Genomic DNA, 20,214 nt, shown 5'->3' on the forward strand with positions numbered 1-20,214 from the left:
GGAACGTGGGGACGCCCTGCCCCCACCCCCCTTCCTATACTCGCCCCATGACGCGCCGCCCCCGTTTCCTCGCCCTCCTCGCACTCGCCGTTCTCGCGCTGGTGGCGGTGGTGTTTGTCCTGCGGCCCACCTCCCCGCGTGAGACCAGCCCGGAAGTGCGCTTTGTGCGCGAGATGGTGCAGCACCACGGGCAGGCGGTGGACATGGCGACGCGCATCCGCGACCGCAGCGAGGACGCGACCCTCCGCACGCTCGCCCTCGACATCATGCTCTCGCAACAGGAGCAGATCGGGCAGATGCGCGGCTGGCTCACCCTCTGGGGAAGACCGTGGGGCGGGGCGGGGATGACGGCGAACCACGCCCGACAGATGGGGATGGCGACACCCGCCGAGTTGAACCGCCTCGACACCCTGCCCGTGGCGCAGGCCGAGCGGACCTTCCTCCAACTGATGACCCGCCACCACCAGGGGGCGCTGGAGATGGTGCGGCCCGTGCTGAACGCCCGTGTCCGGCCCGAAGTGCAGGCCCTCGCCCGGCAGATCGACGCGGCGCAGGCGGGCGAGATTCGGCTGATGACGCGGCTACTGACCGAGCGGGGAGCTAAGCCGCTTCCGGCTCCGGCGGGGGAGCGGGAGGGGATGGGGGGGCACGAACACTAGGGGAAAGGGCTTTGAAGGACGAGCGTTGCTCATCACCCCCCACCCGGCCTCCCACACAAGGGGGGAGGAGCGAAAAGATCGAAGGCGGGTACGGCTCAATCTCCGCGCCCGCCTCCTCTCTTTTCTCGCTAGAAGTCCTCGTCCAGCCCGTCCCGTTTGCCCTCCCGCCGTTCCTTGCGCCGCTCCTGCTTGCCCGTCTTCTTGCGGGGGCGCGGGGGCAGCATCAACTCGTAGGTCAGGGACGGGTCGCACATCGCGGGTTGCTCGCCCAGCCGCTCGCCGGGGTCGGCGGTGCGGAGGTTTCCGGCGGGGTGGAAGTGCCGCGCCCCACAGTACGGGCACTCGTCCACCACCCAGAACATCACCCGCGAGCCGGGCAGATCGCGCAACGTCACATAGGCGGTGCGGACGGCTTGGCGGTCACGTTTCCCCATGTGGGAGAGGCTAGCGCGGCTCAGACGGGCGGAATGTGCGGCTTTCCGCCCCGCCTACACCTCCCCGTCCGTGTCGTCGCGCAGGTACGTCACGACGGAGCGGCAATGCCTCATCCCGGCGTGGGTGTAGAGGGCGCGGGCGGCGCGGGCGTGGTCGTGGGCGCGGGCGCGCAGGTCGCGGACTTCCGGGTGGGCGGCGGCCTCGGCGGCGGCGAGGGCCAGCAGCACCCGCCCCAGCCCCTGCCCACGCTCGGCGGGATGCACGGCGACGTAGGTGAGGTCGGCGCGGGCCGCCTCGGCGTTCAGCTCCAGCTCGGCGAAGCCCACGGGCCGCCCTGATCGCCGCAGCACCACCAGCCGCACGTCGTCCCGCGCGAAGTGGGCGCGCAACTGGGCGTCGGTCCACTCCAGCCGTCCCGACCAGCCGTCCTCGGCGGCGCGGAAGAGGGCGCGGTAGTCGGCGGGCGGGAGGGCGTCCTCCGCCGTGTACTCCCCCGGCACGCGGGCAGCGCGGGCGAGGTGCGCGGCGCGGCCCGTGTAGAAGTCGGTGGTGTGCATGGCGGTGAAGCCCGCCCCCTCCAGCGCCGCCCGCGCATCCAGATTGTCGCGGGCGCTGAAGGCGTACACGGGGAGGCCGTCCGCCCGCGCCACCGCCCGCCGCAGCAGCCCGGAGAGGTCACCGCTCCCCAGCGGCCCCTCCAGCGCGAGGCCGTCGCGGAAGGGAGCGAGCGCGCAGTACGCCTGTACCATCCCGTCGGTCCCCTCGGAGACGAGGCACACCCGGTCCTCGCACTCGTCGTGCAGGGCGGCAGCGTCCCGCGCGTCGGGGGCGAAGACCTCGCGTTCGGGCGCGTCGTCCATCCAGTGAAGCAGGGCGAGCACGTCGGGGGCGTCGGTCGCTTGCATCGGGCGGATCATGGGCAGGTACCTCCTGGGAAGCGGTGGGGGAACGAACGCGCGAACCACGGTCAGCGTATGACCCCCCTCCCCCCCCGTCTGCCCGCCTCGTCACGCCGTCAACACCGGGAGATGTGCTATCCTTCCGCCATGCCCTGAACAGGGTACGTCGCCTCCCTCCCCACGAACACGAAGCCGTGTTTGAGGGGCGTTTTCTTTTTGGAGGCGGCTCCTGACCCACAGGACCCCCGCCCCCGAGGGGAAATGGCCGCAGGGGAGCGAAGTGACGGGAGGCCCGCCGTGACGAAAGCACCTGCGACCCGCTCTGCCCCGAGCCGCCCGGTGAAAGCCGGAACGGACCTGCTCGCCCTGCGCGCCCAGCTCGCCCGCGCCGAGAAGGAGGCCCGCCGCGCGCCCACCCCGCCGCCCGCGCGGCCCGAACACCTGCGCGCCAAGCCCGTCAAGCCCCAGCGTGAGGCCGACCTCGCGGGCGTGGACACGACCGACCACACGCTGACCCGCGCCCACGCCCGGCTGCGTGACGCCGTGTACGACGGGCGCTATCACCTCTGCCCCCACGCCATCGGCCACGCCCGCGCCGAGGGCTTCCTGGAGCACGACATCATCCAGGTCCTCGTCGCCGGGCGAGTGCGCGCCGTGTACCCGGAGGACCGCCGCTGGCTGGTGTGCGGCTTCTTCGAGTCGTGCGGGGTGGCGCTGCCCCTTCACGTCGTCGTGGAGCACGCGCCGGACGGCCACCTCGACGTGGTGACGGCCTTCGTGCCGAGGCACCCACACCACATCATCTCCCGCGCCCGCCTCGCCGTGATGCTGCGCTACGACGACGAGAAGATCAGGATGAGGACGGCCCCGGTGGGGAACAAGCCGGGGAACCGGAGCAAGGGGAAGTGGAAGAAGTCAGGGTGAGTCAGTACCTCTCCCAGAACTTCTCTCCGTTCGCCTGAGCAAATTTTCTTAGGAAGTCGGCTAGATCGTCACCAACCAGAGACCACTCAGAACGCGAGTCGAGCGGTGAAGCAACGTAAACTCTGCCAAAATCAGGTCTAGCCGCCTCTCCAACGATAAAGAGAACATCCTGATCACCCAGGAACTCACCGAGAACCAGATCACTGGCACGGTAGTTTTCTGGGTAATTTTTGTAGGCTTCTTCTGAACGAGTCTTAACTTTCTCAGGCGCAAAAAGAATCAAGCCCCATTGACCATAAGTAACGTCTTCATACAGACGACCGCCAGCCGTTCTCTTCCAGAACTCTAGAACAGACTTAGGCGGAAGATTATCGCCGAAAACCTCTTCAACGATGGATGACTCGGCGGGCGCATAGAAGGTGTGAATCAACGGTCCCAGAGGTGATTGCCTTGCCATCCATGCCCTTCTGTAAGGAGACAGAGCTTCTTCTATCTCATTCATGAGGCCAACGTAGCAGCAATTGTTTTCCTCTCCAGCATATTTGACTCTCTCCCCCTGCTACCCTGCCCCCCGTGACCCGCCTCGGCCTCTCCGACACCATCGCCGCCATTGCCACCGCTCCCGGCAGCGCGGGCGTAGGCATCGTGCGGGTGAGCGGGCCGGGGGCGCTGACCGTGGCGGACGGCTTATTCCGGGGGCGGCGGAAGCCGAGCAGGACCGCCGGGGGACAGTTCCTCTTCGGGCAACTGACCGCCGAGGGCGGCGAGGTGCTGGACGAGGGCCTGTGCCTGGTCTTCCGGGGGCCGCGCTCCTACACGGGCGAGGACGTGGCCGAACTCCAGACGCACGGCAGCCCGGCGGTGCTGGGGCGGGTGCTGGCGCGGGTGCTGGAACTCGGTGCCCGCCCAGCCCGGCCCGGCGAGTTCACCCAGCGGGCCTACCTCGCCGGACGGCTCGACCTCGCGCAGGCGGAGGCGGTGCTGGGCCTCGTGAACGCGGGGACGGACACGGCGCGGCGGCAGGCGAGCCTCGGCCTCGCCGGGGCGCTCGGCGAGCGGGTAGAGCGGGTGGCGACGCAGATCACGCGCACGCTGGCGGCGATCCAGGCCCTGCTCGATTACCCGGAGGAGGGCGTGCCCGAGGAGGACCGGGAGGCTCCCCTCGCGGCAGCCGAAGCCGAACTGGGGGCGCTTGTGGGTACGGCCCGCGCCGGGCAGGTCGCCACGCGGGGGGCACGGCTGGCCCTAATCGGTCTTCCAAATGCGGGCAAGAGCAGCCTCCTCAACGCCCTGCTGGGCTACGAGCGGTCCATCGTGACGCCGATTCCGGGCACGACGCGCGACTATCTGGAGGCGCAGATGTCGCTGGCGGGCGTGCCCGTGACCCTGGTGGACACGGCGGGCATCCGCGAGACGGGCGACGAGGTGGAGGCCGCCGGGGTGCGTCAGGCGGTCACTCTGGCCGGGGCCGCCGACCTCGTGCTCGTTCTTGAGGATGGTTCTCAGCCTCGCGAGGCGTTGCCCGCCAATTTGCCGGACGCGGCGCGGGTGCTGCGAGTGCGGACGAAGAGTGATCTGCCCGCCGTGTGGAGCGATGAGGGCATGCTAGCGGTCAGCGCCGTGACGGGCGCGGGTCTCGCCGAGTTGCGTGACGCCATCCACTCCGCCCTGATCGGTGACGCGGCGCGGGGCGAGGCGTGGCTCACCACCGAGCGGCAGGCCGACGCCGCCCGCCGGGCGCTCTCGCATGTGCGCGCCGCCCGCCTCCTCCCCGACGAGCTGGCCGGGTACGAGTTGGAGGAGGCGTTGCGAGCGCTGGCCGACCTGACCGGGCGCGACGTGGGCGAGGACGTGGTGGACGCCGTGTTCCGCAACTTCTGCGTGGGGAAGTGAGGGCGAGCGGTGCTGACCCCCATATGTAGAGAGAAGGGTTAAAGCAGAAGCGTTGTTACCCCTCCCCCCTCGTGGGGGAGGCTGGGAGGGGGGGAGACGGAGCGAGCACCCCACCAACCCAATCAGGCTCCAACAAAGAAGCAGGCCAGCGAGGTCTCCCCCACCGGCCCACCCAACAGACTGGCTTTAGCCGTTGCTCGTGTCGTCCGAGGTCTCGTCTCCGGGGGTGGTGCTCGCCGGGTCGCTGGTGATCATGCTGCCCGCCGAGGCCACGTCCTGCTTGTTCAGGCCCCGGTCGGCGTACTCGTCGGCGATCATGGCCTCCGCGTCGGCGTCCCCGAGGGCGTCGCGGTGTTCGTCCGTGCGGCCCATGAACTGAAGGTCCACGTTGCTGATCTCGCTCTCCGCCGTGGCGTCGGTGGACGGAACGTTCTGCGGGCGGTCGTCACTCTGGGTCATGGGGTTGCCTCCTGTGCCCCCACGCTAACAGCGGCCCACCGGGCAGGGCGTGAGCGTCCCTTTACCCTTGCGCGTGAAAGACGGCGAACCTCCCCTGCTCCTTCTGGCGACTGGCCGCTGGCGACTGGCGACCAAACCCTCACAGGTGTTGCGGCAATTCCTGAAGGTGGGCGACGGGCAGCGACGTGTCCCCCTGCTTGAAGGCGGCGAGGTAGCCGGAGAGCGTGCCGCCCGCGCGCCCCACCAGCCGGGCGAGGGCCTGAGCCGTGCCGCCGCTGGCGATCACGTCCTGCACGACGGCGACGCGCCTGCCCCTCAATCGGGCGGCGTGCGGGCCGTCGAGCCACAGCGTCTCCGCCGTGCCGAGGGTCATGCTGGGCACGTCCTGAATGAGGGGGTCTTGCATGTACGTGCGGCGTTTCTTGCGGACGCAGACGTAGGGCAGGCCCGAGCGGTCGCTGAGTTCGTGGGCGAGCGGCAACGCGTTCGTCACCACGGTCAGCAGGACCTCGGTGCCGGGCGGGATAAGGGGCAGCATCGCCTCCGCGACGGCTTTGGTGAACTCGCTGTCCCCGATGAACTCCACGAGGGGCACCCGCCCCACGCTCCCGACGCGCACGGTGGGAAGCTCGCGGGTCACGTCGCCGACCGTGACGGTCAGGGCCTGGGAGTGGGGTAGGGTCATGCCGCCCAAGCTATCCCGAAGCCGGGGCAAGAGGCAGACGGTAGGTGAACTCGTCGCTGACCACCCCCCGGAACTCGTCGGCGTGAGGGGTGAAGGCCGTCCGTCGGAATCCCAGCCGGGTCAGCAGGCGAAGGGAGGCCGCGTTGCGCGTGTCCACCTGCGCCACGGCCTCCCGCACCCCCGGCCCGGAGGCGAGAAAGTCCAGCATCACCCGCACCGCTTCCGTGGCATACCCCTGCCCCCACGCCGACGGGTGAAAGACGTAGGCCACGTCGGCCTCCCCCTCGGCGGGGCGCACGGTGGCCTGCACCGTTCCCAGGGCCGAGCCGCCCGCGCGGGCGAAGACGACCCAGTTCAGCCAGCCCTGTGTTCCGTCCGGCGAGCGCCGCGACTCCAGGCGGGCGAAGCGCGCTCTCAGCTCCGCTTGTGTCGGAGGAGAAGAAGGCAGGAAGTCGTGGACCCGTGGGTCGGCGAGGACGGCGGCCATGTCCGGCGCGTGCCCGGCGCGTTGGGGTTCGAGGCGCAGGCGCGGGGTCAGGAGCGGTGGATTGGGGTCTGGGTCCGGCTCCGTCACGAAAAGAGCGGCAAGTGCCCCAGCGCCGTCACCTCGGGCCGCTCCTGCCCCTCGGTGAAGACGGCGACGACCGCCGCGACCTCCCCGCCGACCTCCTCGATGATCTGGCGCAGGGAGTTCAGGGTGCCGCCGCTGGACACCACGTCGTCCACGATGGCGACCCGGCGGCCCCGGATTTTCTCCACATCGAAGCCGTCGAGCACGAGGAGTTGGGGCTTCCCCGTGGTGATGCTCACGACCTCGCGCGCGATGGGGTCCACCATGTAGGGCTTTTGCGTCTTGCGGATCACGACGTAGGGCCGCCCGCTCTCCCGGCTGAGGACGTGCGCGAGCGAGAGCGCCTTGACCTCGGGCGTGACCAGAACCTCCACGTCGGCGGGCAGCCGCGCGGCGAGGGCACGTCCGGCGGCCTCGGTCACTTCCGTGTCGCCCAGCATGTTGAACAGGGCCACGCTCACCCCCGGTCCCACCTCAACAATCGGCAGCTCGCGCGTCACGTCCCCGACCTCGACCTTGTGCGTCTTCACGTGGCCGAGTGTACCCTGTCGCCCTTTCCCGCCCCTCGTCTTGACCGAGGCTTCACGTTCGGGCGTTTGTGGAAAACTCTTCATCCGGCTCGCAAGCAAGGCGGAGGCACGCGCCTCAGACTTCACGGCGTCGGGGGCAGCAGCCCTCAGTCCAGACCATTCAGGGGAGGAAGCGCCATGAAAACTGCCGAACACGCGATGGACGACGTGAAGGGGGCCGCCCGCAAGGCCCGTCATGAGCTGGAGCATCAGGTGGCGAAGGCCGTGACCAAGCAGCACGCCGAGATGGCCGCCGCGCTCGTCAAGCAGCAGAAGGACCTCGTGACGCTGCAAGGCGAGGTCGCCACATTGAGCACGGCCCTCAAGAAGCAGCGCAAGTCCTCGGGCGGCGGCTTCCCGTGGGGCCTGGTGCTCCTCGTGGGCGGCGGATATGCCCTGTACCGCTCCAACCCGTCGGTGCGCGAGCAGGTGGACGGCCTGCTCAAGCGCGTCAGCCCCGACACGGAGGGCAACCTGGCCCGCGCGGGCGACGCCGCGAAGTCCGCCGTCTCGGACGTGATGCAGGGCCGCTCTCCGGGCGACTCGCTGAAGGCGGCGGGTGGTGAGGTGCAGCGCGCCGGGGAGAAGACGGCGCAGAACATCAAGGACGACTTGCAGGGCGGGACCTGAGCTGAGAGGGGTGGGGAGCGGTGGAGTCGTGACATGGCCCCCTCACCCGACTCTCTCCTGTTAGGGGAACAAGAAGAAGTCGTGTGATCGTCGCTCCGGGTGGACCCAACCAGCGGTCCGCCCCTATTTTTTGGTCCCACCCGCGCCCAGCGTCACGACTTCCGCCACGCCCCGCTCACTCAGGCGGGCGATGAAGCCGCCCTCGGCGTGGTAGGCCATGCCGCTGTCCACGGCGACGCAGCGACCGCCCGCGTAGGTGAGGGGGAGGTCGGGGGAGTCGCCGGGCACGCCCTCGTCCAGCAGCACGATGACGGGCGTGTGGCCGTGGGCGAGGCGGATGCCGCCGTAGGTGTCCAGCAACTCCTGAGCGGCGCGGTCGCCACGCGGCCCGATGAAGCCGAGCCGTTCCACGAAGGCGTTGGCGAAATAGCCCCAGACCTCGGGCGAGGGGCTGTGCAGCAGGGCGGCGACGTGGGCGTTCACGGCCTCCACGGTGGGGCCGAGGTGCAGGTACATGCGGCTGTCGGCGTGGAGCAGCAGCCAGCGGCCCGCGCGGGCGAGGGCGGGGCGGGCGGCGAGCCAGGCGCGGTCCTCGTCCCCCATGCGGGCGGCGTCGTGGGCCTGACCCCCATTCGCCAGCCAGTAGCCGTGCAGCCCGAAGTGGGCGTCCCCGAGGTCGCGGAAGCGGTCGGCGGCGAGGAACATGACCTCGTGGTTGCCCAGCAGCGCCGTGACGCGCCCGCCCGACTGCGGGGCCTGCGCCTCCAGCCCGCGCACGAGCCGAACGACGCCCACCCCGTCCGGCCCCCGGTCGAGGTAGTCCCCCAGAAAGACGAGGTGGGCCGTCCCGCCCGTCCAGGCGTCCCCCGCGTCCATCAGGCCCGCGCCCCGCAGCAGGTCGCGCAGTTTGTTCAGCTCGCCGTGAACGTCACCGACCACCCACAAGCGGGGCTGGTCGTGGCGGCTCATGCTGGCCCCACAGTGAGGGCGCGGAAGTAGGCGCGGGTCGCCTCCCCCACGTCGTCGGGCAGGGCGGAGAGGGGCCACCACGCGACCTCGGCGGCGTCGTCTCCGGCTCTGGGTGCCTCGCCCGTGTGCCGGGCCGTGTAGAGCACCGTCACCCACGCGACGACGTTCCCATCAGGGTATGTATGACGGTGCGCGTCCCCGCCGAAGACGCCGAGGAGAGTGAGAGATCCGGCGCTCACGCCCGTCTCCTCGCGCAACTCACGGCGGGCGGCGGCCTCCACCTCCTCGCCCACGCTCACGCCGCCGCCGGGGAAGTCCCAGAGTGCATTGTCGCCACGACGCACGAGCAGAACCTCTTCCCCGTCACGCAGCACCGCCACGCCCGCGCCGACCCGCTGGCGCACGCCATCCCCGCTCATTCGCCCTCGTCCGCGTCCTTCCCGTCCTGTTTCTCCCCGTCCTGCGGCTCCTCCGGGGCGGGCAGGGTGCGCCAACTCGTCATCCGGTCGGTGATGTCCTGCTGGAGGCGGCGCACATTGCCCTCCATCTGGAAGCGGGCACCCTCCAACTGGTGCCGCAGGCGCATGATCTCCTCGACCCCGGCGAGGTTGACGCCGAGTTCCTGGGTCAGCCGCCGGATTTCGCGCAGATGTTCGATGTCGCGCTCGGAGTACAGCCGCGTCTTGCCGCTGGAGCGACCGGGACGGATGAGCTGTTTGCGCTCGTACAGCCGCAGGGTTTGCGGGTGCATGTCCACGAGTTCGGCGGCGATGGAGATGACGTACACCGGGCGGTCCCTGGGGTCGGTTTTGCCGTCCGGCGCGGGAAGGGCCTGCGGCTTGGAGGCCCGCTCGCGCAACTCGTCCTCGATGCGCTCGATCTCGGCCTCGAACTCGCCCTGAAGGTCGTCCAGCTCGTGCTGGAGCCGCATGACCTCCTCGACCCCGGCGAGATTGACGCCGAGTTCCTGGGTCAGCCGCCGGATTTCGCGCAGGTGCTCGATGTCGCGCTCGGAATACAGCCGCGTCTTGCCGCTGCTTCGCCCCGGACGGATCAGGCCCTTGCGTTCGTACAGCCGCAGGGTTTGCGGGTGCATGTCCACGAGTTCGGCGGCAACCGAGATCACATACACGGGGCGGTGTTTGGAGTCGGCGGCCATATCTTGCTTGAGTATACCCGCCGCAAGGATGTTGAATGGAGGGAAAGGTAAGGGGTGAGGGATTGGGGAAGAGGGAAAAACAGCAGGAGGGCCGGGGTGAGGGGGCGTGTGAGCGGCTCCATCGTCGAAAAGGGGCTTTGACCCTCCACGCTTCGTGAATGCCAGGCCCGCTTCACCCCCTCCCGGCCTCCCCCCTCGAGGGAGAGGAGCGAAAAGAGAAGAGGCGTCCAAGCTCCTCTCCACTCACCACTTCCCACTGACCACTCACCCTCTATCATCCCCCCATGACCACATCCCAGACGGACCTCGCCGCCCTCCACGACCGCCAGCAGGCCGAGCGGGAGCTGTTCGACCTCTTGCGAATTCCCTCGGTGAGCGCCGATCCCACGCACACGGAGGACATGGGCCGCGCCGCCGAGTTTCTGCGGGCCAAGCTGGAGAGCCTCGGCTTCGCGGCGCGGGTGGACGCGACCGAGCACAGCGGCAAGGCCGGGCATCCCGTCGTGTACGCCGAGCGGCTGGAAGCGCCGGGCAAGCCCACGGTGCTGATCTACGGGCACTACGACGTTCAGCCGGAGGCACCGCTCTCGGAGTGGGTCACGCCCCCCTTCGAGCCGACCGTGCGGGACGGGCGCATCTACGCGCGGGGCAGCACGGACGACAAGGGGCAGGCCTACGCGCACATCCGGGGTGTGGAGCTGCTGCTCTCGCAGGGCCAGACCGAGGGAACACCGCTGCCCGTCAACGTCAAGTTCCTGCTGGAAGGTGAGGAGGAGGTCGGCAGCCCCAGCCTCGCCGCGTACCTTCAGGCCCACGCGGAGGAGCTGGGGGCCGACGTGATCGTGATTTCCGACGGCTCGCGCTTCGCGCCCGACGTGCCCACCGTGACCTATGGCCTGCGCGGGCTGAGCTACGTGGAGATTCTGGTGCAGGGGGCCAACCGCGACCTCCACTCCGGCTCCTACGGTGGGGCGGCACCCAACCCAATCAACGCGCTCGCGGAGATCATCTCCAAGCTCAAGGACGACCACGGACGCGTGACCATCCCCGGCTTCTACGACGGCGTGGAGGAACTGACCCCGGAGGAGCGCGAGATGTGGGCGCGGCTGCCCCACTCCGACGAGGAGTTCGCCGCCTCCATCGGCGTGCCCGCCCTGCCCGGCGAGGAGGGGTACTCCACGCTGGAGCGGCTGTGGGCGCGGCCCACCCTCGACGTGAACGGCATCTGGGGCGGCTACCAGGGCGAGGGCAGCAAGACCGTAATCGCCGCGAAGGCCGGGGCGAAGGTCTCCATGCGCCTCGTGCCCGGGCAGGACCCAGAGCGCGTCACCCGCCTCATTCAGGAGTACGTGCCCACCATCGCGCCCCAGGGGGTGAAGGTGGAGGTCAAGGCCTTGCACGGCGGCCAGCCCGTGAAGGTGGACCTCGACTCGCCGTTCATCAAGGCCGCCGACCGGGCACTGACGCGGGTGTACGGCAAGCCCGCCGCCTTTAGCCGCACGGGCGGCTCCATCCCCATCGTTGCGGACTTCCGCCGCATTCTGGGTGCCCCCGTCCTCCTCGTGGACTTCGGCCTGAACGAGGACGCCCCCCATTCGCCCAACGAGAGCTTCGCGCTGGAGGACTATCACAATGGGGTGTTGACGAGCGCGGCCCTGCTTCAAGAATTGGGGTTGCAGGAGCTGGGGAAGTGAGGGAGATGGGGGCTGTCGCAACGGCGCGTAGCTACGGTGGCAAAGCGCGGGTGTTTGACGGTCGCCTTCCTGTGGACGCCACGCCCGCTCACCCCCACCCAGCCTCCCCCCTCAAGGGGGAGGGGCAGAAGAAACGGCCCGTCCTCCTGTTCTCTTTTCCTACAGCCCACAACCCACGTCCTACATCCGGCGCGGAGCGCCCATGATCCTCGCCTTCCTCGCCTCCCACGGTGGCAGCGCGGCGCGGTTTCTCGCCTCCGCGTGTCGGGACGGGCGGCTCGACGCCGTGCCCGCCGCACTCGTCAGCAACAACAGCGGGTCGGCGGCACTCGCGTGGGCGCGTGAAGAGGGGCTGACGACGGCGCACCTGAGCGCGGCCACGCACCCGGACCCGGAGGCGTTGGACGGGGCGATTCTCGATGTCCTGCGGGGGGCGGGGGCGGATACGGTGGTGCTGAGCGGGTACATGCGGGAACTGGGGCCGCGCGTGCTGGGGGCCTACGCGGGGCGGCTGCTCAACGTCCACCCCAGCCTGCTGCCCCGGCACGGCGGGCGGGGCATGTACGGGGACCGGGTACACGCGGCGGTCCTCGCGGCGGGCGAGGCGGAGACGGGCGCGACCGTCCACCTCGTCACGGCGGGCATCGACGAGGGGCCGGTGCTGGCGCAGTCGCGGGTGGAGGTGCGGCCCGGCGACACCGTGGAGACGCTGCGGGCGCGCGTGCAGGCCACCGAGGGCGAGTTGCTGCTAAGCGCCCTGCAAAAGATGGCGGTGGGTTCAACTTGAAACGCAAGACGTTTGATCTCCGCCCCTGGTCGCGTGCCACCCGGCACAGCCAGACGGTCACGCACATTCCCGGCTTCGTCATCGTGGACTTCATCGCCCACGAGGTCGCGCGGGTGCAGGACGTGACCTTTGGGGAGCGTACCCTGCGAATCCTGGCCGACGGCTACCGCTGGGTGCGCGTCCACCCCACAGGTGTTGGAGAGGGTGTGATGGGCGACGCCCTCACCGTCATGCTGGACGCCTCCGGGCAGCCCGCCCAACTGTACGTGGACATCCACGCGGGCGAGGGCCTGGGCGAAGACGGCTTTCCCTGGCACGACGACCTCTACCTCGATGTGATCGCCGACTGGCAGCCCGGCTGGCGGGTGAGCGAAACCCATATCATCGACGCCGACGATCTGGAGGAGGCCGTGCGGGCGGGGCAGGTGACGCCGGAAATGGCCGAGGCCGCCTGGGCACACGCCCGCAAGGTGGAGCAGGAGTTGAGGGAGAGGAGGTATGGGCCGTTGGAGGTGGTGAGGAGGTATTTGGAGGACCCGTATACGTAAGTCTGCTGAGTTTTTCCAAGTAGAATTCGCATATGTCGCCAGACGCCATCACGTTAGCAGGCATTGTCGCAGCTCTAAAATTCGCAGGCGATAACCCCATTCTCCAAAAAGTGCTGGGGCCAACCGCAGATTATGTTGGCAAGGAGCTTCAGGCTTGGACAGAGCGAAGATTGAGCAATTTTGCAAAAATAGTTGAAAATGCCAGCACCAAGCTAGGAGACGATCCTGGAGAGGGTGCTGTATCCCCTAAAGTCTTGAAGGGAATTCTTGATGATGGTTCTTTTATAGAAGATCGGCTCTCAACAGAATATTTTGGTGGTGTTCTTGCTTCCTCTTATACTTCAAATGCCCGTGACGACCGTGGGGCGACTTTCACTGCTCTATTGGGGAGACTATCGAGCTATCAAATACGCGCCCACTACGTCTTTTACGCAACTCTTTACCAGAACGCCAGAGGAGTGCCTTCAAATTTTGCAGATTACCAAGAGACTTTGAAATTTAGGTCGTTTATACCGATTCTCGAATTCTACGATGCTATGGGATTGACCGCAGAGGAAGTAGAGCAAGGAATAACGAGCCATTTATACGGAGGACTTGTGAGAGAAGGTTTGATTGGCAGTTGGTATTCACAGAACCCCGCCGAAGTTTTACTTGCATATGCAGGACCATACGGCTACACAGCAGAAATGGGACATGGTGTAGTTTGGCAACCATCACTACTCGGTGCAGAGCTGTTCCTCTGGGCACTTGGAGCCGGAAAAAAGCCCGTTTCAGATTTTTTAGAAGTATCTTTAGAACTTCCAAGCGGTCAGGATTTGTCTCTCCCGATGAGTTCTCGGATTTTATCTGGACAATAGGCCCGAGTGGTATGAAGTACACTCCTGTAAACCGCACATAGGGCAAACATAGAAAGACGGTTGGATGGTCATTGTGACCACCCGACCGTCTCCTCATGCTCAGCGATCTACCTGCAAGCGTTGTAAATCCAAGCCGTATTCGCCGCGCCGCTCCCCTGCTGCACGGCCTGCATGAGCAGGGCACCGTCGGGGACGTTGCGGGGCGTGCTGCCCGTCGCAATGCCGAAGGTGCAGTTGCTCGTGTCCAGCCGCACGACCTGAGCCGCAACCCCTCGCTGGGCGCTGGCGTTGCCGTACTGCTGCACGAACATCCCGCCGCCAAAGGCGAGGCCGACGAGGGCGACGAGCTTCCAGCGCTGGACCTGCTTCTGAAGGTCTTCCATCTGCCCACTATAGGGACCCGCCCGCCGCGTCCTTTCCCGGTTAAATGCTGGCGAAAGACCCGTCGTAAGATTCCTGCTCGGAGGGCCTGAACACGCGGCATTCCCGCGCGTGCGGCAGTCTCTGCCAGACTCCCGGCATCCCCGTTTGATTTTCCCGCCTTCCTCCGCTACTCTGCTCTGCGCTGGAACGGTGTCCGAGTGGTTGAAGGAGCACGCCTGGAAAGTGTGTAACGGGGCAACCTGTTCGAGAGTTCGAATCTCTCCCGTTCCGCCAGCATAGAGAGAGGGCCGCCTTCCCACCCGGAAGCGCGGCCCTCACCCTTTGCCCCTTCCCTACCCCTTCCCCACCCTCCACGCGCTCACCAGCGGCAGCAGCGCCAGCACGGCGCAGGCGTGGGCGAGGACGGGAAAGCCCGCGCGGGCGATGACGAGGCCGCCGACGAGGGTGCCCACCCCGGCGACGACGTAGCCCAGCCCATCGGTCACACCCTGCGCGGCGGGATAGCGGGCCAGCGCCTTGCTGCCGGAGACGAAGGCGAGGTTCCACCCGAGGCCGAGGACGAACATGCTGACCCCCAGCCACGCGGTTCCCGGCAGCGGCGCGGTGAGGGCGGCGAGGACGAGGAGCAGCGCGCCGCCGATGTACCCGAACCTCAGCCCCAGACGGTCGATCAGCGGCCCGGTGAGCCACCCGAAGGCGAACATGCCCGCGATGTGCCCGGAGATCAGCGCGGCGACGCCCGTATGGTCCACCCCCGCGTGGTGCGCCCGCAGCGGCGTGAGGCTCATCAGCGTGACCATCACCCCCTGCGCGGTGGCGAGGGCGAGGGCGGTGGAGCGGACACCGGGAACGGCGAAGGCGGCGCGGACGGAAAGCCGGGCCTGGGTGGAGAGTTGCGCGGGAGACCGCACGGGCACCCACGCCAGCATCAGGAGGGCCGCCACCCCGAGCAGCCCCCCACCGACGAGCCACCCGGCGACCTCGGCGGAGGTGCCGAGGCGGGAACCCAGCGTCTCCACCACGCCAGAGAAGCCCGTCATCACGAACGCGCCGAACACACTCATCAGCATCAGGAGGCCGAGGGCCGTGCCGCGCCGCGATTCCGGCACGCTCTCGGCGGCGGCGTAGCGGGCCTGCTGGTAGCCGCCCTGCGCCGCGCCCATCAGCACCGCCCCGAGGAGGAAGACGGGGGTGACACTCGCCCGCGCTCCCGCGAAGCCGACGACCGCGCCCGCCGCCCCCAGCGCGAAGGCCACCCCCAGCCCCAGCCGCCGCCCCGCCCGCAGCATCAGCGCCCCGAACAGCCCCGCCGAGAGCGCCGCCGACGCGCTGATCAGGGTGCTCGGCAGCCCCGTCAGACTCTCGCGCCCCAGCCCGCTCATCACGAGGGAGGCGAGGATGGTGCTGACGGTCGTCGCGCCCGTGGCGAGCGCCTGCGCCACATACAGGGGAGCGAGCCGTCCTAGCGGGAGGGCCGTGGAAGATGCTGGAGGAACGTGGGCGCGGTCGCTCATGCCGCCGCTCTGTGGGTTGCTGGCGGCTGGAAGCTGGCCGCTGGCCGCTCCTCCCTCATCCGCCCTGCGCCGCCCACCGCTCGGCGACGGCGGCCTTCAGGTAGGTGGCGGCGTCCTCGGTACTCGCGCCGGGGGTGAAGACCTTCCCCACGCCCAGTTCCTCCAGCTTCGGCAGGTCCTGATCGGGGATGATTCCCCCGCCGAACACGAGAATGTCGCCCGCCCCGCGCTCACGCAGCAGCCCCACCACCTCGCGGAAGTAGTGCATGTGCGCGCCCGACAGCACGCTCAGGCCGATGGCGTCCACGTCCTCCTGAATGGCCGCGTTCACGATCATCTCGGCGGTCTGGCGCAGGCCCGTGTACACCACCTCCATACCCGCGTCGCGCAGCGCCCGCGCGACCACCTTCGCGCCCCGGTCGTGGCCGTCCATGCCCGGTTTGGCGATCAGCACCCGAATCCGGCGATCCTCCATCTGTCCTGCCTCCTAACGGTCGTTTGGGGGCATTGTACGGGGTTAGGGGGCGGTCAGCTCTCAGGCGCGCGTCAGGCAGGAGCGGAACACTGGGAGGATGCGCTTCTTCCTGCTCCTGGGTCTGACTCTGGTAAGTGCCGCCGCCGCACCTTCCCCCGCGCCAGTCCAAACCGTAAGTCATCCGAACGCCCGGACAGCCTTTTACGTGGACCGTCAGCGCGCGGTGGCAGTGGACTACGACGGCGCAGCAGCCGTGCTGGTGCCCCGGCAGAGTTCGCCCCGCGCGGTGAAGTTCCGTGGCAACAGCAAGTTACGCTCGCCAATCGTCACGCCGGAGGGTCGCATCTTGGCCGTGCAACTCGACTTTGACCGCTGTCAGGTCGTGGTGTGGGACGTGACGGCGGGGCGGAAGGTGACGGCGTTGGAGGGTGCCCTCACGCGGGTCCTGGCCTGTGGACAGGACACCGAGTTCATCTTCGACATCAGCTTCACACCGGATGGCCGCTTCCTGCTGTCTGCCGACCAGACGGGTCTGCGCCGTTGGGACGCGCGAACGGGAAGGCTACTGGAAAACGTTTCGGGAAAGTTCCTCAGCCTGAACGTCAGCCCGGACGGGCGCTCGGTGGTGACGGTCGGGGAGGGACGGCGGGTGGAAATCTGGACTGCCGACCTCGCCCGCCGATTCAAGAGCCTGCCGACGCAGCCCGTCGACTGTCTGCGTGGCTCAGGCGGTCCCTGGCCGGGTGAGCTGAGCTGGAGCGCCGACAGCACGAAGCTCGCCTACTCCTGCGAACGGGAGGTCAGGGTCTGGAACGTCGCCGCCGGGGGCCTGCGGATTCTGAAGCGCGAGGGCAAACGCGACGCGCCCGACGCCCCGACGTTCAGCCCGGACGGACGGTTCGTGGTAGCGGGCGAATATCAGTCCGGCGTGGCGATTTGGCAGACAGGCAACGGCCAGCGGGTCGCTCAGATCGACATGCCCGCCCCCGAGGTTCAGGTCACGGATGTGACGGTGGGACCCGGCAACACTCTCTTCGTGGCCTGCAGCGACGGGCGCGTGACCCTGCACGACTTGGAGCGGCGGGGAAACCTCTTGACGACCTACGAGCCGTTCACGAAGACCCGACCGAACGCCTGGCTCAGCCTGGCCGTCAGCCGGGACTGGGGCTGGCTGGCCGTCGCGTCGGCGGATGGTCGGCTGAACGTCTACGCCCTGCCGGGAAACTGAGCCGGGGTCAGCTCCCCCGCGCCGCACGCTCCACCCGCGCCACCACGCGCTCCTGCCCCAGCACCTCCAGCATCTCGAACATGCCGGGGCTTTCGCTCGTTCCGGCGACGGCGGCGCGCAGGGGCTGCATGACCTTGCCGGGCTTGAGGTCCCGCTCCTCCGCGAAGGCGCGCAGGGCGGCTTCGGTCGTCGCCTGGTCGAAGGCGGGGAGGTTCTTCAGGCGGGCGGCGAGGTCGGGGAGGAGGTCACGGCCCTCAGCCAGAAGCTTTTGCGCCTTCTCGTTCACCGGGTAGTCCTCGGACCAGAAGTAGGGCGTCTTCTCCAGAAACTCCGAGAACACGTCCATGCGCGGAATCATCATGCGGACGACGGCGCGGAAGTAATCGTCGAAGGGCAGGTCGTGCTTCTGCCCGGCGAGGTAATCATGCAGGCGCTTCGCCACCTCCTCCTCGCTCAGCACTTCACGCAGGTACTTGCCGTTCATCCATTTCAGCTTGTCGAGGCTGAAGACAGGGCCGCCGAGCGTCACGTCCTCCAGCCGGAAGACGCGCCCGAACTCGGCGAGGTCGAAGATTTCGCGGCCTTCCGGGTGCGTCCAGCCCATCGTGGCGAGGAAATTGAGCATAGCTTCGGGGAGGAAGCCCTGATCCATGTACCACTCCACCGAGGTCGGATTCTTGCGCTTGCTGATCTTGGACCTGTCGGCGTTGCGGAGGAGCGGCATGTGCGCCCAGACGGGCTGGGGCCACCCGAACGCCTCATACAGCAGGACGTGAATGGGCGTGGACGTGATCCACTCCTCCGCGCGGACGACGTGGGTCACGCCCATCAGGCGGTCGTCCACCACGTTGGCGAGGTGGTAGGTGGGGTAGCCGTCGGCCTTGAGCAGCACCTTGTCGTCGATCTCGCGGTTCTGGAAGGCGATGGGCCTGCGGAGGGCGTCGTTCACCACCGTCTCGCCCTCACGCGGAACCTTGAGACGGACCACGGCACTCTCGCCCGCGTCCACCCTCCGTTGCGCCTCCGCCGGGTCGAGGTCGCGGCTGGGGACGGCGATCACGCGGCCTTCCCGCTGCGCCTCCTCGCGCAGGGCGGTCAACTCCTCCGGCGTCTCGAACGCGAAGTAGGCGTGGCCGGACTCGACCAGCTTCCGCGCGTACTCGCCATACAGCTCATTGCGCTCGCTCTGGCGGTAGGGACCGTTCGGGCCACCTTGCAGAGGGCTTTCGTCGGGGGTCAGGCCGAGCCACTGCATCATCTGGAAGATGCGTTTCTCACTGTCGGGAACGTAGCGGCCCCGGTCGGTGTCCTCGATGCGGAGGATGAACTTGCCTTCCTCGCCCGCCGCGCGGGCCTGCTGGGCGAGGGTGTGGTTGAACAGGCCGATGTACGCGGTGCCCACATGGGGGTCGCCGGTCGGGCTGGGGGCGATGCGGGTGACGACGGGCATGGGGGACAGGATACGAGGTGAAATGAGTTCCGCCGGTTCCGCTTCTGCCTCAGTGGGAAGCGGACTACCCCCAAACGTTCAGAGCACAGCTCAGCTCGTTACCGCGTAGAACACCTCAGCGCCTGATGCCCGCCTCAAAGCCGCTGCACCAGCAGGGGCGTCGTCGTGGGCTGCTCGCTGCCACCGGGCGGCTCCACGCTCACCGCCACCGTCGCGCCCGCCGGGAGGCCCGCGAACAGGAAGCCCTGCCCCTCGAACAGCCCGAGCGAGACGGGCACCCCGTCCCGAACCTGCCACGCCTGATAGACCCGGCCCGTCTCCGCAGGCTGCGAGAGGTATACGTACGCCCGGCCATCCGGCAGGCGCACGAGCTGGCCGAGGTCGTTTCCGTCCGCCTGAAGGGGCTGGGTGATTGCGCCGGGGGTGTCCGCGTAGCGGCGGAGTGGGTCGTCCTCTGGCCGCAGCACGAAGAAGAGGGCGAGGGCCGCCGCCAGCCCCAGCGCGGCGAGGGGAAGCCAGAGACGCCTCGGCCTCCGCTCGATGGGTGGGGCAACCGGCGCGGCGGGTCTCGGCACCTCCGCGCGCAGGCGGGCCAGCAACCGCTCCTCGGCCCCGTCGGGCACGGGCGGCTGCGGCAGCGTCTCGGCGAGGGCGGTCAGCGCCTCCAGGTCAGCGTCTACCCCGGCGCGCAGGGCGGGGTCGGCGGCGAGCGCGGCGTGGACGCGGGCCTCCTCCTCGGGGGGCAGCAGGCCGAGGGCGTAGGCGGTGAGCTGGTCGCGGTCGGGTTGGGTCACGGGCGCTCACCTCCTTCCAGGGCGTCCGGTGCAGTCGGGTTCTCGTTCTGCTTGCGCCCGCCCAGGGACACGCGCATCCGGTCCAGGGCCGCGCGCAGGCGGGACTTGACGGTGCCCACGGGCAGCCCGGTCAGGGTCGCCAGCTCCGAGTGGGAGTGACCCCGGTAGTAGGCGAGTTCCACCAGCTCGCGCTGGGCGGGATCGAGTGCCGCCACGGCGCGGGCGGCGAGCACACGGTCGGTCGGATCGGGGGCGCTGATGGGCGCGTCCCAGTCCTCCAGTTCCAGGGCCGTGTCGGGGCGGTCGCGCAACTCTTGCAGGAAGCGGTGGTGGGCGATGCTCACCAGCCAGGTCTTGACACTCGCGCGGGAGGGATCGAAGCGGGCCGCGTGCCGCCACGCGTTCATGAAGGCGTCCTGCACGCACGTTTCCACGTCGTCGCGCTGACGCAGCATCCGGTGGCCGAGGGCGTAGAGCAGCCGGGCGTGGCGGCGATGGAGTTCCCGCAGAGCGTCCTCGTGCCCGCCCGCCATCGCCTGAATCAGCGCCTCGTCGGGGAGGGTGCCGTCGTCGGGCGGTGGAGGCGGCGTCATGGAGTCCAGCGCAGCCTAGCAGGGGAAGGCGGGGTATG

Annotated in this window: 25 protein-coding genes and 1 tRNA gene; 10 read left to right on the forward strand and 16 right to left on the reverse strand. The window is 68.7% G+C overall.

Going from position 1 to position 20,214, the window contains the following annotated elements; all coding sequences use genetic code 11:
* Positions 1 to 47 precede the first annotated feature (47 nt).
* Positions 48 to 659: a DUF305 domain-containing protein gene (locus V3W47_RS07200; RefSeq protein ID WP_331824518.1), complete on the forward strand. Its 612-nt coding sequence runs from the start codon at positions 48 to 50 to the stop codon at positions 657 to 659.
* Positions 660 to 787: 128 nt separating this feature from the next.
* Here the strand turns inward: V3W47_RS07200 and V3W47_RS07205 are convergent, their stop codons facing one another.
* Positions 788 to 1,093, reverse strand: coding sequence for a hypothetical protein (locus V3W47_RS07205; protein WP_331824519.1), 306 nt, complete (start codon positions 1,091 to 1,093; stop codon positions 788 to 790).
* 54 nt (positions 1,094 to 1,147) lie between these two features.
* Complete coding sequence (locus V3W47_RS07210) at positions 1,148 to 2,011, reverse strand: GNAT family N-acetyltransferase (RefSeq protein ID WP_331824520.1); 864 nt, start codon at positions 2,009 to 2,011, stop codon at positions 1,148 to 1,150.
* A gap of 279 nt (positions 2,012 to 2,290) precedes the next feature.
* Here V3W47_RS07210 and V3W47_RS07215 point away from each other — a divergent pair, with 279 nt between their 5' ends.
* Positions 2,291 to 2,917, forward strand: a complete 627-nt coding sequence (locus tag V3W47_RS07215) for a DUF4258 domain-containing protein (protein WP_331824521.1) — start codon at positions 2,291 to 2,293, stop codon at positions 2,915 to 2,917.
* A 1-nt stretch (position 2,918) separates the two neighbouring features.
* Here V3W47_RS07215 and V3W47_RS07220 read toward each other — a convergent pair whose 3' ends face one another.
* On the reverse strand, positions 2,919 to 3,419 hold the full coding sequence (locus tag V3W47_RS07220) for an SMI1/KNR4 family protein (protein WP_331824522.1): 501 nt from the start codon (positions 3,417 to 3,419) through the stop codon (positions 2,919 to 2,921).
* Between the two features lie 71 nt (positions 3,420 to 3,490).
* Between V3W47_RS07220 and mnmE the strand changes: the two genes are divergently transcribed.
* Positions 3,491 to 4,810, forward strand: coding sequence for a tRNA uridine-5-carboxymethylaminomethyl(34) synthesis GTPase MnmE (mnmE, locus tag V3W47_RS07225; protein ID WP_331824523.1), 1,320 nt, complete (start codon positions 3,491 to 3,493; stop codon positions 4,808 to 4,810).
* Positions 4,811 to 4,996: 186 nt separating this feature from the next.
* Here the strand turns inward: mnmE and V3W47_RS07230 are convergent, their stop codons facing one another.
* The 4 genes from V3W47_RS07230 to V3W47_RS07245 form a co-directional block, all read right to left on the reverse strand.
* Complete coding sequence (locus V3W47_RS07230) at positions 4,997 to 5,269, reverse strand: M-like protein (protein WP_331824524.1); 273 nt, start codon at positions 5,267 to 5,269, stop codon at positions 4,997 to 4,999.
* A gap of 139 nt (positions 5,270 to 5,408) precedes the next feature.
* Positions 5,409 to 5,954 carry a phosphoribosyltransferase family protein gene (locus V3W47_RS07235; RefSeq protein WP_331824525.1) on the reverse strand — a complete coding sequence of 182 codons (546 nt, stop codon included), beginning with the start codon at positions 5,952 to 5,954 and terminating at the stop codon, positions 5,409 to 5,411.
* 10 nt (positions 5,955 to 5,964) lie between these two features.
* Positions 5,965 to 6,528, reverse strand: coding sequence for a GNAT family N-acetyltransferase (locus tag V3W47_RS07240; RefSeq protein WP_331824526.1), 564 nt, complete (start codon positions 6,526 to 6,528; stop codon positions 5,965 to 5,967).
* Entirely contained in the window at positions 6,525 to 7,055 is a 531-nt protein-coding gene (locus V3W47_RS07245) for a phosphoribosyltransferase family protein (RefSeq protein WP_331824527.1), read from the reverse strand. Before V3W47_RS07245 ends, V3W47_RS07240 begins: the two co-directional genes overlap by 4 nt.
* Positions 7,056 to 7,232: 177 nt before the next feature.
* Between V3W47_RS07245 and V3W47_RS07250 the strand changes: the two genes are divergently transcribed.
* Entirely contained in the window at positions 7,233 to 7,724 is a 492-nt protein-coding gene (locus tag V3W47_RS07250) for a hypothetical protein (RefSeq protein ID WP_331824528.1), read from the forward strand.
* A 123-nt stretch (positions 7,725 to 7,847) separates the two neighbouring features.
* On the opposite strand, the gene V3W47_RS07255 is transcribed toward V3W47_RS07250, so the two are convergent.
* Genes V3W47_RS07255 through hspR form a run of 3 tightly spaced genes read right to left on the reverse strand, consistent with a single transcriptional unit; the run spans position 7,848 to position 9,852 of the window.
* Entirely contained in the window at positions 7,848 to 8,693 is an 846-nt protein-coding gene (locus tag V3W47_RS07255; RefSeq protein WP_331824529.1) for a metallophosphoesterase, read from the reverse strand.
* Entirely contained in the window at positions 8,690 to 9,112 is a 423-nt protein-coding gene (locus tag V3W47_RS07260) for an NUDIX domain-containing protein (RefSeq protein ID WP_331824530.1), read from the reverse strand. The genes V3W47_RS07255 and V3W47_RS07260 overlap by 4 nt, the downstream gene beginning before the upstream one ends.
* A complete protein-coding gene (gene hspR, locus V3W47_RS07265) occupies positions 9,109 to 9,852 on the reverse strand; it encodes a heat shock protein transcriptional repressor HspR, fused homodimer type (protein ID WP_331824531.1) in 744 nt (247 codons plus the stop codon). The genes V3W47_RS07260 and hspR overlap by 4 nt, the downstream gene beginning before the upstream one ends.
* 284 nt (positions 9,853 to 10,136) lie before the next feature.
* On the opposite strand from hspR, the gene V3W47_RS07270 reads away from it, so the two are divergent.
* The 4 genes from V3W47_RS07270 (at position 10,137) to V3W47_RS07285 (ending at position 13,738) form a co-directional block, all read left to right on the forward strand.
* On the forward strand, positions 10,137 to 11,546 hold the full coding sequence (locus V3W47_RS07270) for a dipeptidase (protein ID WP_331824532.1): 1,410 nt from the start codon (positions 10,137 to 10,139) through the stop codon (positions 11,544 to 11,546).
* Between the two features lie 202 nt (positions 11,547 to 11,748).
* Positions 11,749 to 12,333: a phosphoribosylglycinamide formyltransferase gene (gene purN, locus V3W47_RS07275; protein ID WP_331824533.1), complete on the forward strand. Its 585-nt coding sequence runs from the start codon at positions 11,749 to 11,751 to the stop codon at positions 12,331 to 12,333.
* Positions 12,330 to 12,881 (forward strand): DUF402 domain-containing protein, encoded by a 552-nt coding sequence (locus tag V3W47_RS07280; protein WP_331824534.1) that lies wholly within the window; start codon positions 12,330 to 12,332, stop codon positions 12,879 to 12,881. The genes purN and V3W47_RS07280 overlap by 4 nt, the downstream gene beginning before the upstream one ends.
* 32 nt (positions 12,882 to 12,913) lie before the next feature.
* Positions 12,914 to 13,738, forward strand: a complete 825-nt coding sequence (locus V3W47_RS07285; RefSeq protein ID WP_331824535.1) for a hypothetical protein — start codon at positions 12,914 to 12,916, stop codon at positions 13,736 to 13,738.
* Between the two features lie 107 nt (positions 13,739 to 13,845).
* Here V3W47_RS07285 and V3W47_RS07290 read toward each other — a convergent pair whose 3' ends face one another.
* Positions 13,846 to 14,121 (reverse strand): hypothetical protein, encoded by a 276-nt coding sequence (locus tag V3W47_RS07290; RefSeq protein ID WP_331824536.1) that lies wholly within the window; start codon positions 14,119 to 14,121, stop codon positions 13,846 to 13,848.
* 184 nt (positions 14,122 to 14,305) lie between these two features.
* On the opposite strand from V3W47_RS07290, the gene V3W47_RS07295 reads away from it, so the two are divergent.
* Positions 14,306 to 14,395, forward strand: a tRNA-Ser gene (locus V3W47_RS07295).
* A gap of 59 nt (positions 14,396 to 14,454) precedes the next feature.
* Here V3W47_RS07295 and V3W47_RS07300 read toward each other — a convergent pair.
* Positions 14,455 to 15,636 (reverse strand): MFS transporter, encoded by a 1,182-nt coding sequence (locus V3W47_RS07300; RefSeq protein WP_331824537.1) that lies wholly within the window; start codon positions 15,634 to 15,636, stop codon positions 14,455 to 14,457.
* Between the two features lie 55 nt (positions 15,637 to 15,691).
* Entirely contained in the window at positions 15,692 to 16,111 is a 420-nt protein-coding gene (locus tag V3W47_RS07305; RefSeq protein WP_331824538.1) for a cobalamin B12-binding domain-containing protein, read from the reverse strand.
* Between the two features lie 205 nt (positions 16,112 to 16,316).
* On the opposite strand from V3W47_RS07305, the gene V3W47_RS07310 reads away from it, so the two are divergent.
* Complete coding sequence (locus V3W47_RS07310) at positions 16,317 to 17,339, forward strand: WD40 repeat domain-containing protein (RefSeq protein ID WP_331824539.1); 1,023 nt, start codon at positions 16,317 to 16,319, stop codon at positions 17,337 to 17,339.
* A gap of 7 nt (positions 17,340 to 17,346) precedes the next feature.
* Here the strand turns inward: V3W47_RS07310 and gltX are convergent, their stop codons facing one another.
* From gltX to V3W47_RS07325, 3 genes are all read right to left on the reverse strand, one after another.
* Positions 17,347 to 18,789 carry a glutamate--tRNA ligase gene (gene gltX / locus V3W47_RS07315; RefSeq protein WP_331824540.1) on the reverse strand — a complete coding sequence of 481 codons (1,443 nt, stop codon included), beginning with the start codon at positions 18,787 to 18,789 and terminating at the stop codon, positions 17,347 to 17,349.
* Positions 18,790 to 18,923: 134 nt separating this feature from the next.
* Positions 18,924 to 19,583 (reverse strand): anti-sigma factor, encoded by a 660-nt coding sequence (locus tag V3W47_RS07320; RefSeq protein ID WP_331824541.1) that lies wholly within the window; start codon positions 19,581 to 19,583, stop codon positions 18,924 to 18,926.
* Positions 19,580 to 20,176: an RNA polymerase sigma factor gene (locus V3W47_RS07325; RefSeq protein WP_331824542.1), complete on the reverse strand. Its 597-nt coding sequence runs from the start codon at positions 20,174 to 20,176 to the stop codon at positions 19,580 to 19,582. Before V3W47_RS07325 ends, V3W47_RS07320 begins: the two co-directional genes overlap by 4 nt.
* Between the last annotated feature and the right edge of the window lie 38 nt (positions 20,177 to 20,214).

Source organism: Deinococcus sp. YIM 134068, assembly GCF_036543075.1.
Classification (GTDB): Bacteria; Deinococcota; Deinococci; order Deinococcales; family Deinococcaceae; genus Deinococcus; species Deinococcus lichenicola.

Coding starts and splice junctions, on each gene's coding strand:
- V3W47_RS07200 (WP_331824518.1), top strand. CDS start 48: ATGACGCGCCGCCCCCGTTTCCTCGCCCTCCTCGCACTCGCCGTTCTC.
- V3W47_RS07205 (WP_331824519.1), bottom strand. CDS start 1,093: ATGGGGAAACGTGACCGCCAAGCCGTCCGCACCGCCTATGTGACGTTG.
- V3W47_RS07210 (WP_331824520.1), bottom strand. CDS start 2,011: ATGATCCGCCCGATGCAAGCGACCGACGCCCCCGACGTGCTCGCCCTG.
- V3W47_RS07220 (WP_331824522.1), bottom strand. CDS start 3,419: ATGAATGAGATAGAAGAAGCTCTGTCTCCTTACAGAAGGGCATGGATG.
- V3W47_RS07230 (WP_331824524.1), bottom strand. CDS start 5,269: ATGACCCAGAGTGACGACCGCCCGCAGAACGTTCCGTCCACCGACGCC.
- V3W47_RS07235 (WP_331824525.1), bottom strand. CDS start 5,954: ATGACCCTACCCCACTCCCAGGCCCTGACCGTCACGGTCGGCGACGTG.
- V3W47_RS07250 (WP_331824528.1), top strand. CDS start 7,233: ATGAAAACTGCCGAACACGCGATGGACGACGTGAAGGGGGCCGCCCGC.
- V3W47_RS07255 (WP_331824529.1), bottom strand. CDS start 8,693: ATGAGCCGCCACGACCAGCCCCGCTTGTGGGTGGTCGGTGACGTTCAC.
- V3W47_RS07260 (WP_331824530.1), bottom strand. CDS start 9,112: ATGAGCGGGGATGGCGTGCGCCAGCGGGTCGGCGCGGGCGTGGCGGTG.
- hspR (WP_331824531.1), bottom strand. CDS start 9,852: ATGGCCGCCGACTCCAAACACCGCCCCGTGTATGTGATCTCGGTTGCC.
- V3W47_RS07270 (WP_331824532.1), top strand. CDS start 10,137: ATGACCACATCCCAGACGGACCTCGCCGCCCTCCACGACCGCCAGCAG.
- purN (WP_331824533.1), top strand. CDS start 11,749: ATGATCCTCGCCTTCCTCGCCTCCCACGGTGGCAGCGCGGCGCGGTTT.
- V3W47_RS07285 (WP_331824535.1), top strand. CDS start 12,914: ATGTCGCCAGACGCCATCACGTTAGCAGGCATTGTCGCAGCTCTAAAA.
- V3W47_RS07290 (WP_331824536.1), bottom strand. CDS start 14,121: ATGGAAGACCTTCAGAAGCAGGTCCAGCGCTGGAAGCTCGTCGCCCTC.
- V3W47_RS07300 (WP_331824537.1), bottom strand. CDS start 15,636: ATGAGCGACCGCGCCCACGTTCCTCCAGCATCTTCCACGGCCCTCCCG.
- V3W47_RS07305 (WP_331824538.1), bottom strand. CDS start 16,111: ATGGAGGATCGCCGGATTCGGGTGCTGATCGCCAAACCGGGCATGGAC.
- gltX (WP_331824540.1), bottom strand. CDS start 18,789: ATGCCCGTCGTCACCCGCATCGCCCCCAGCCCGACCGGCGACCCCCAT.
- V3W47_RS07325 (WP_331824542.1), bottom strand. CDS start 20,176: ATGACGCCGCCTCCACCGCCCGACGACGGCACCCTCCCCGACGAGGCG.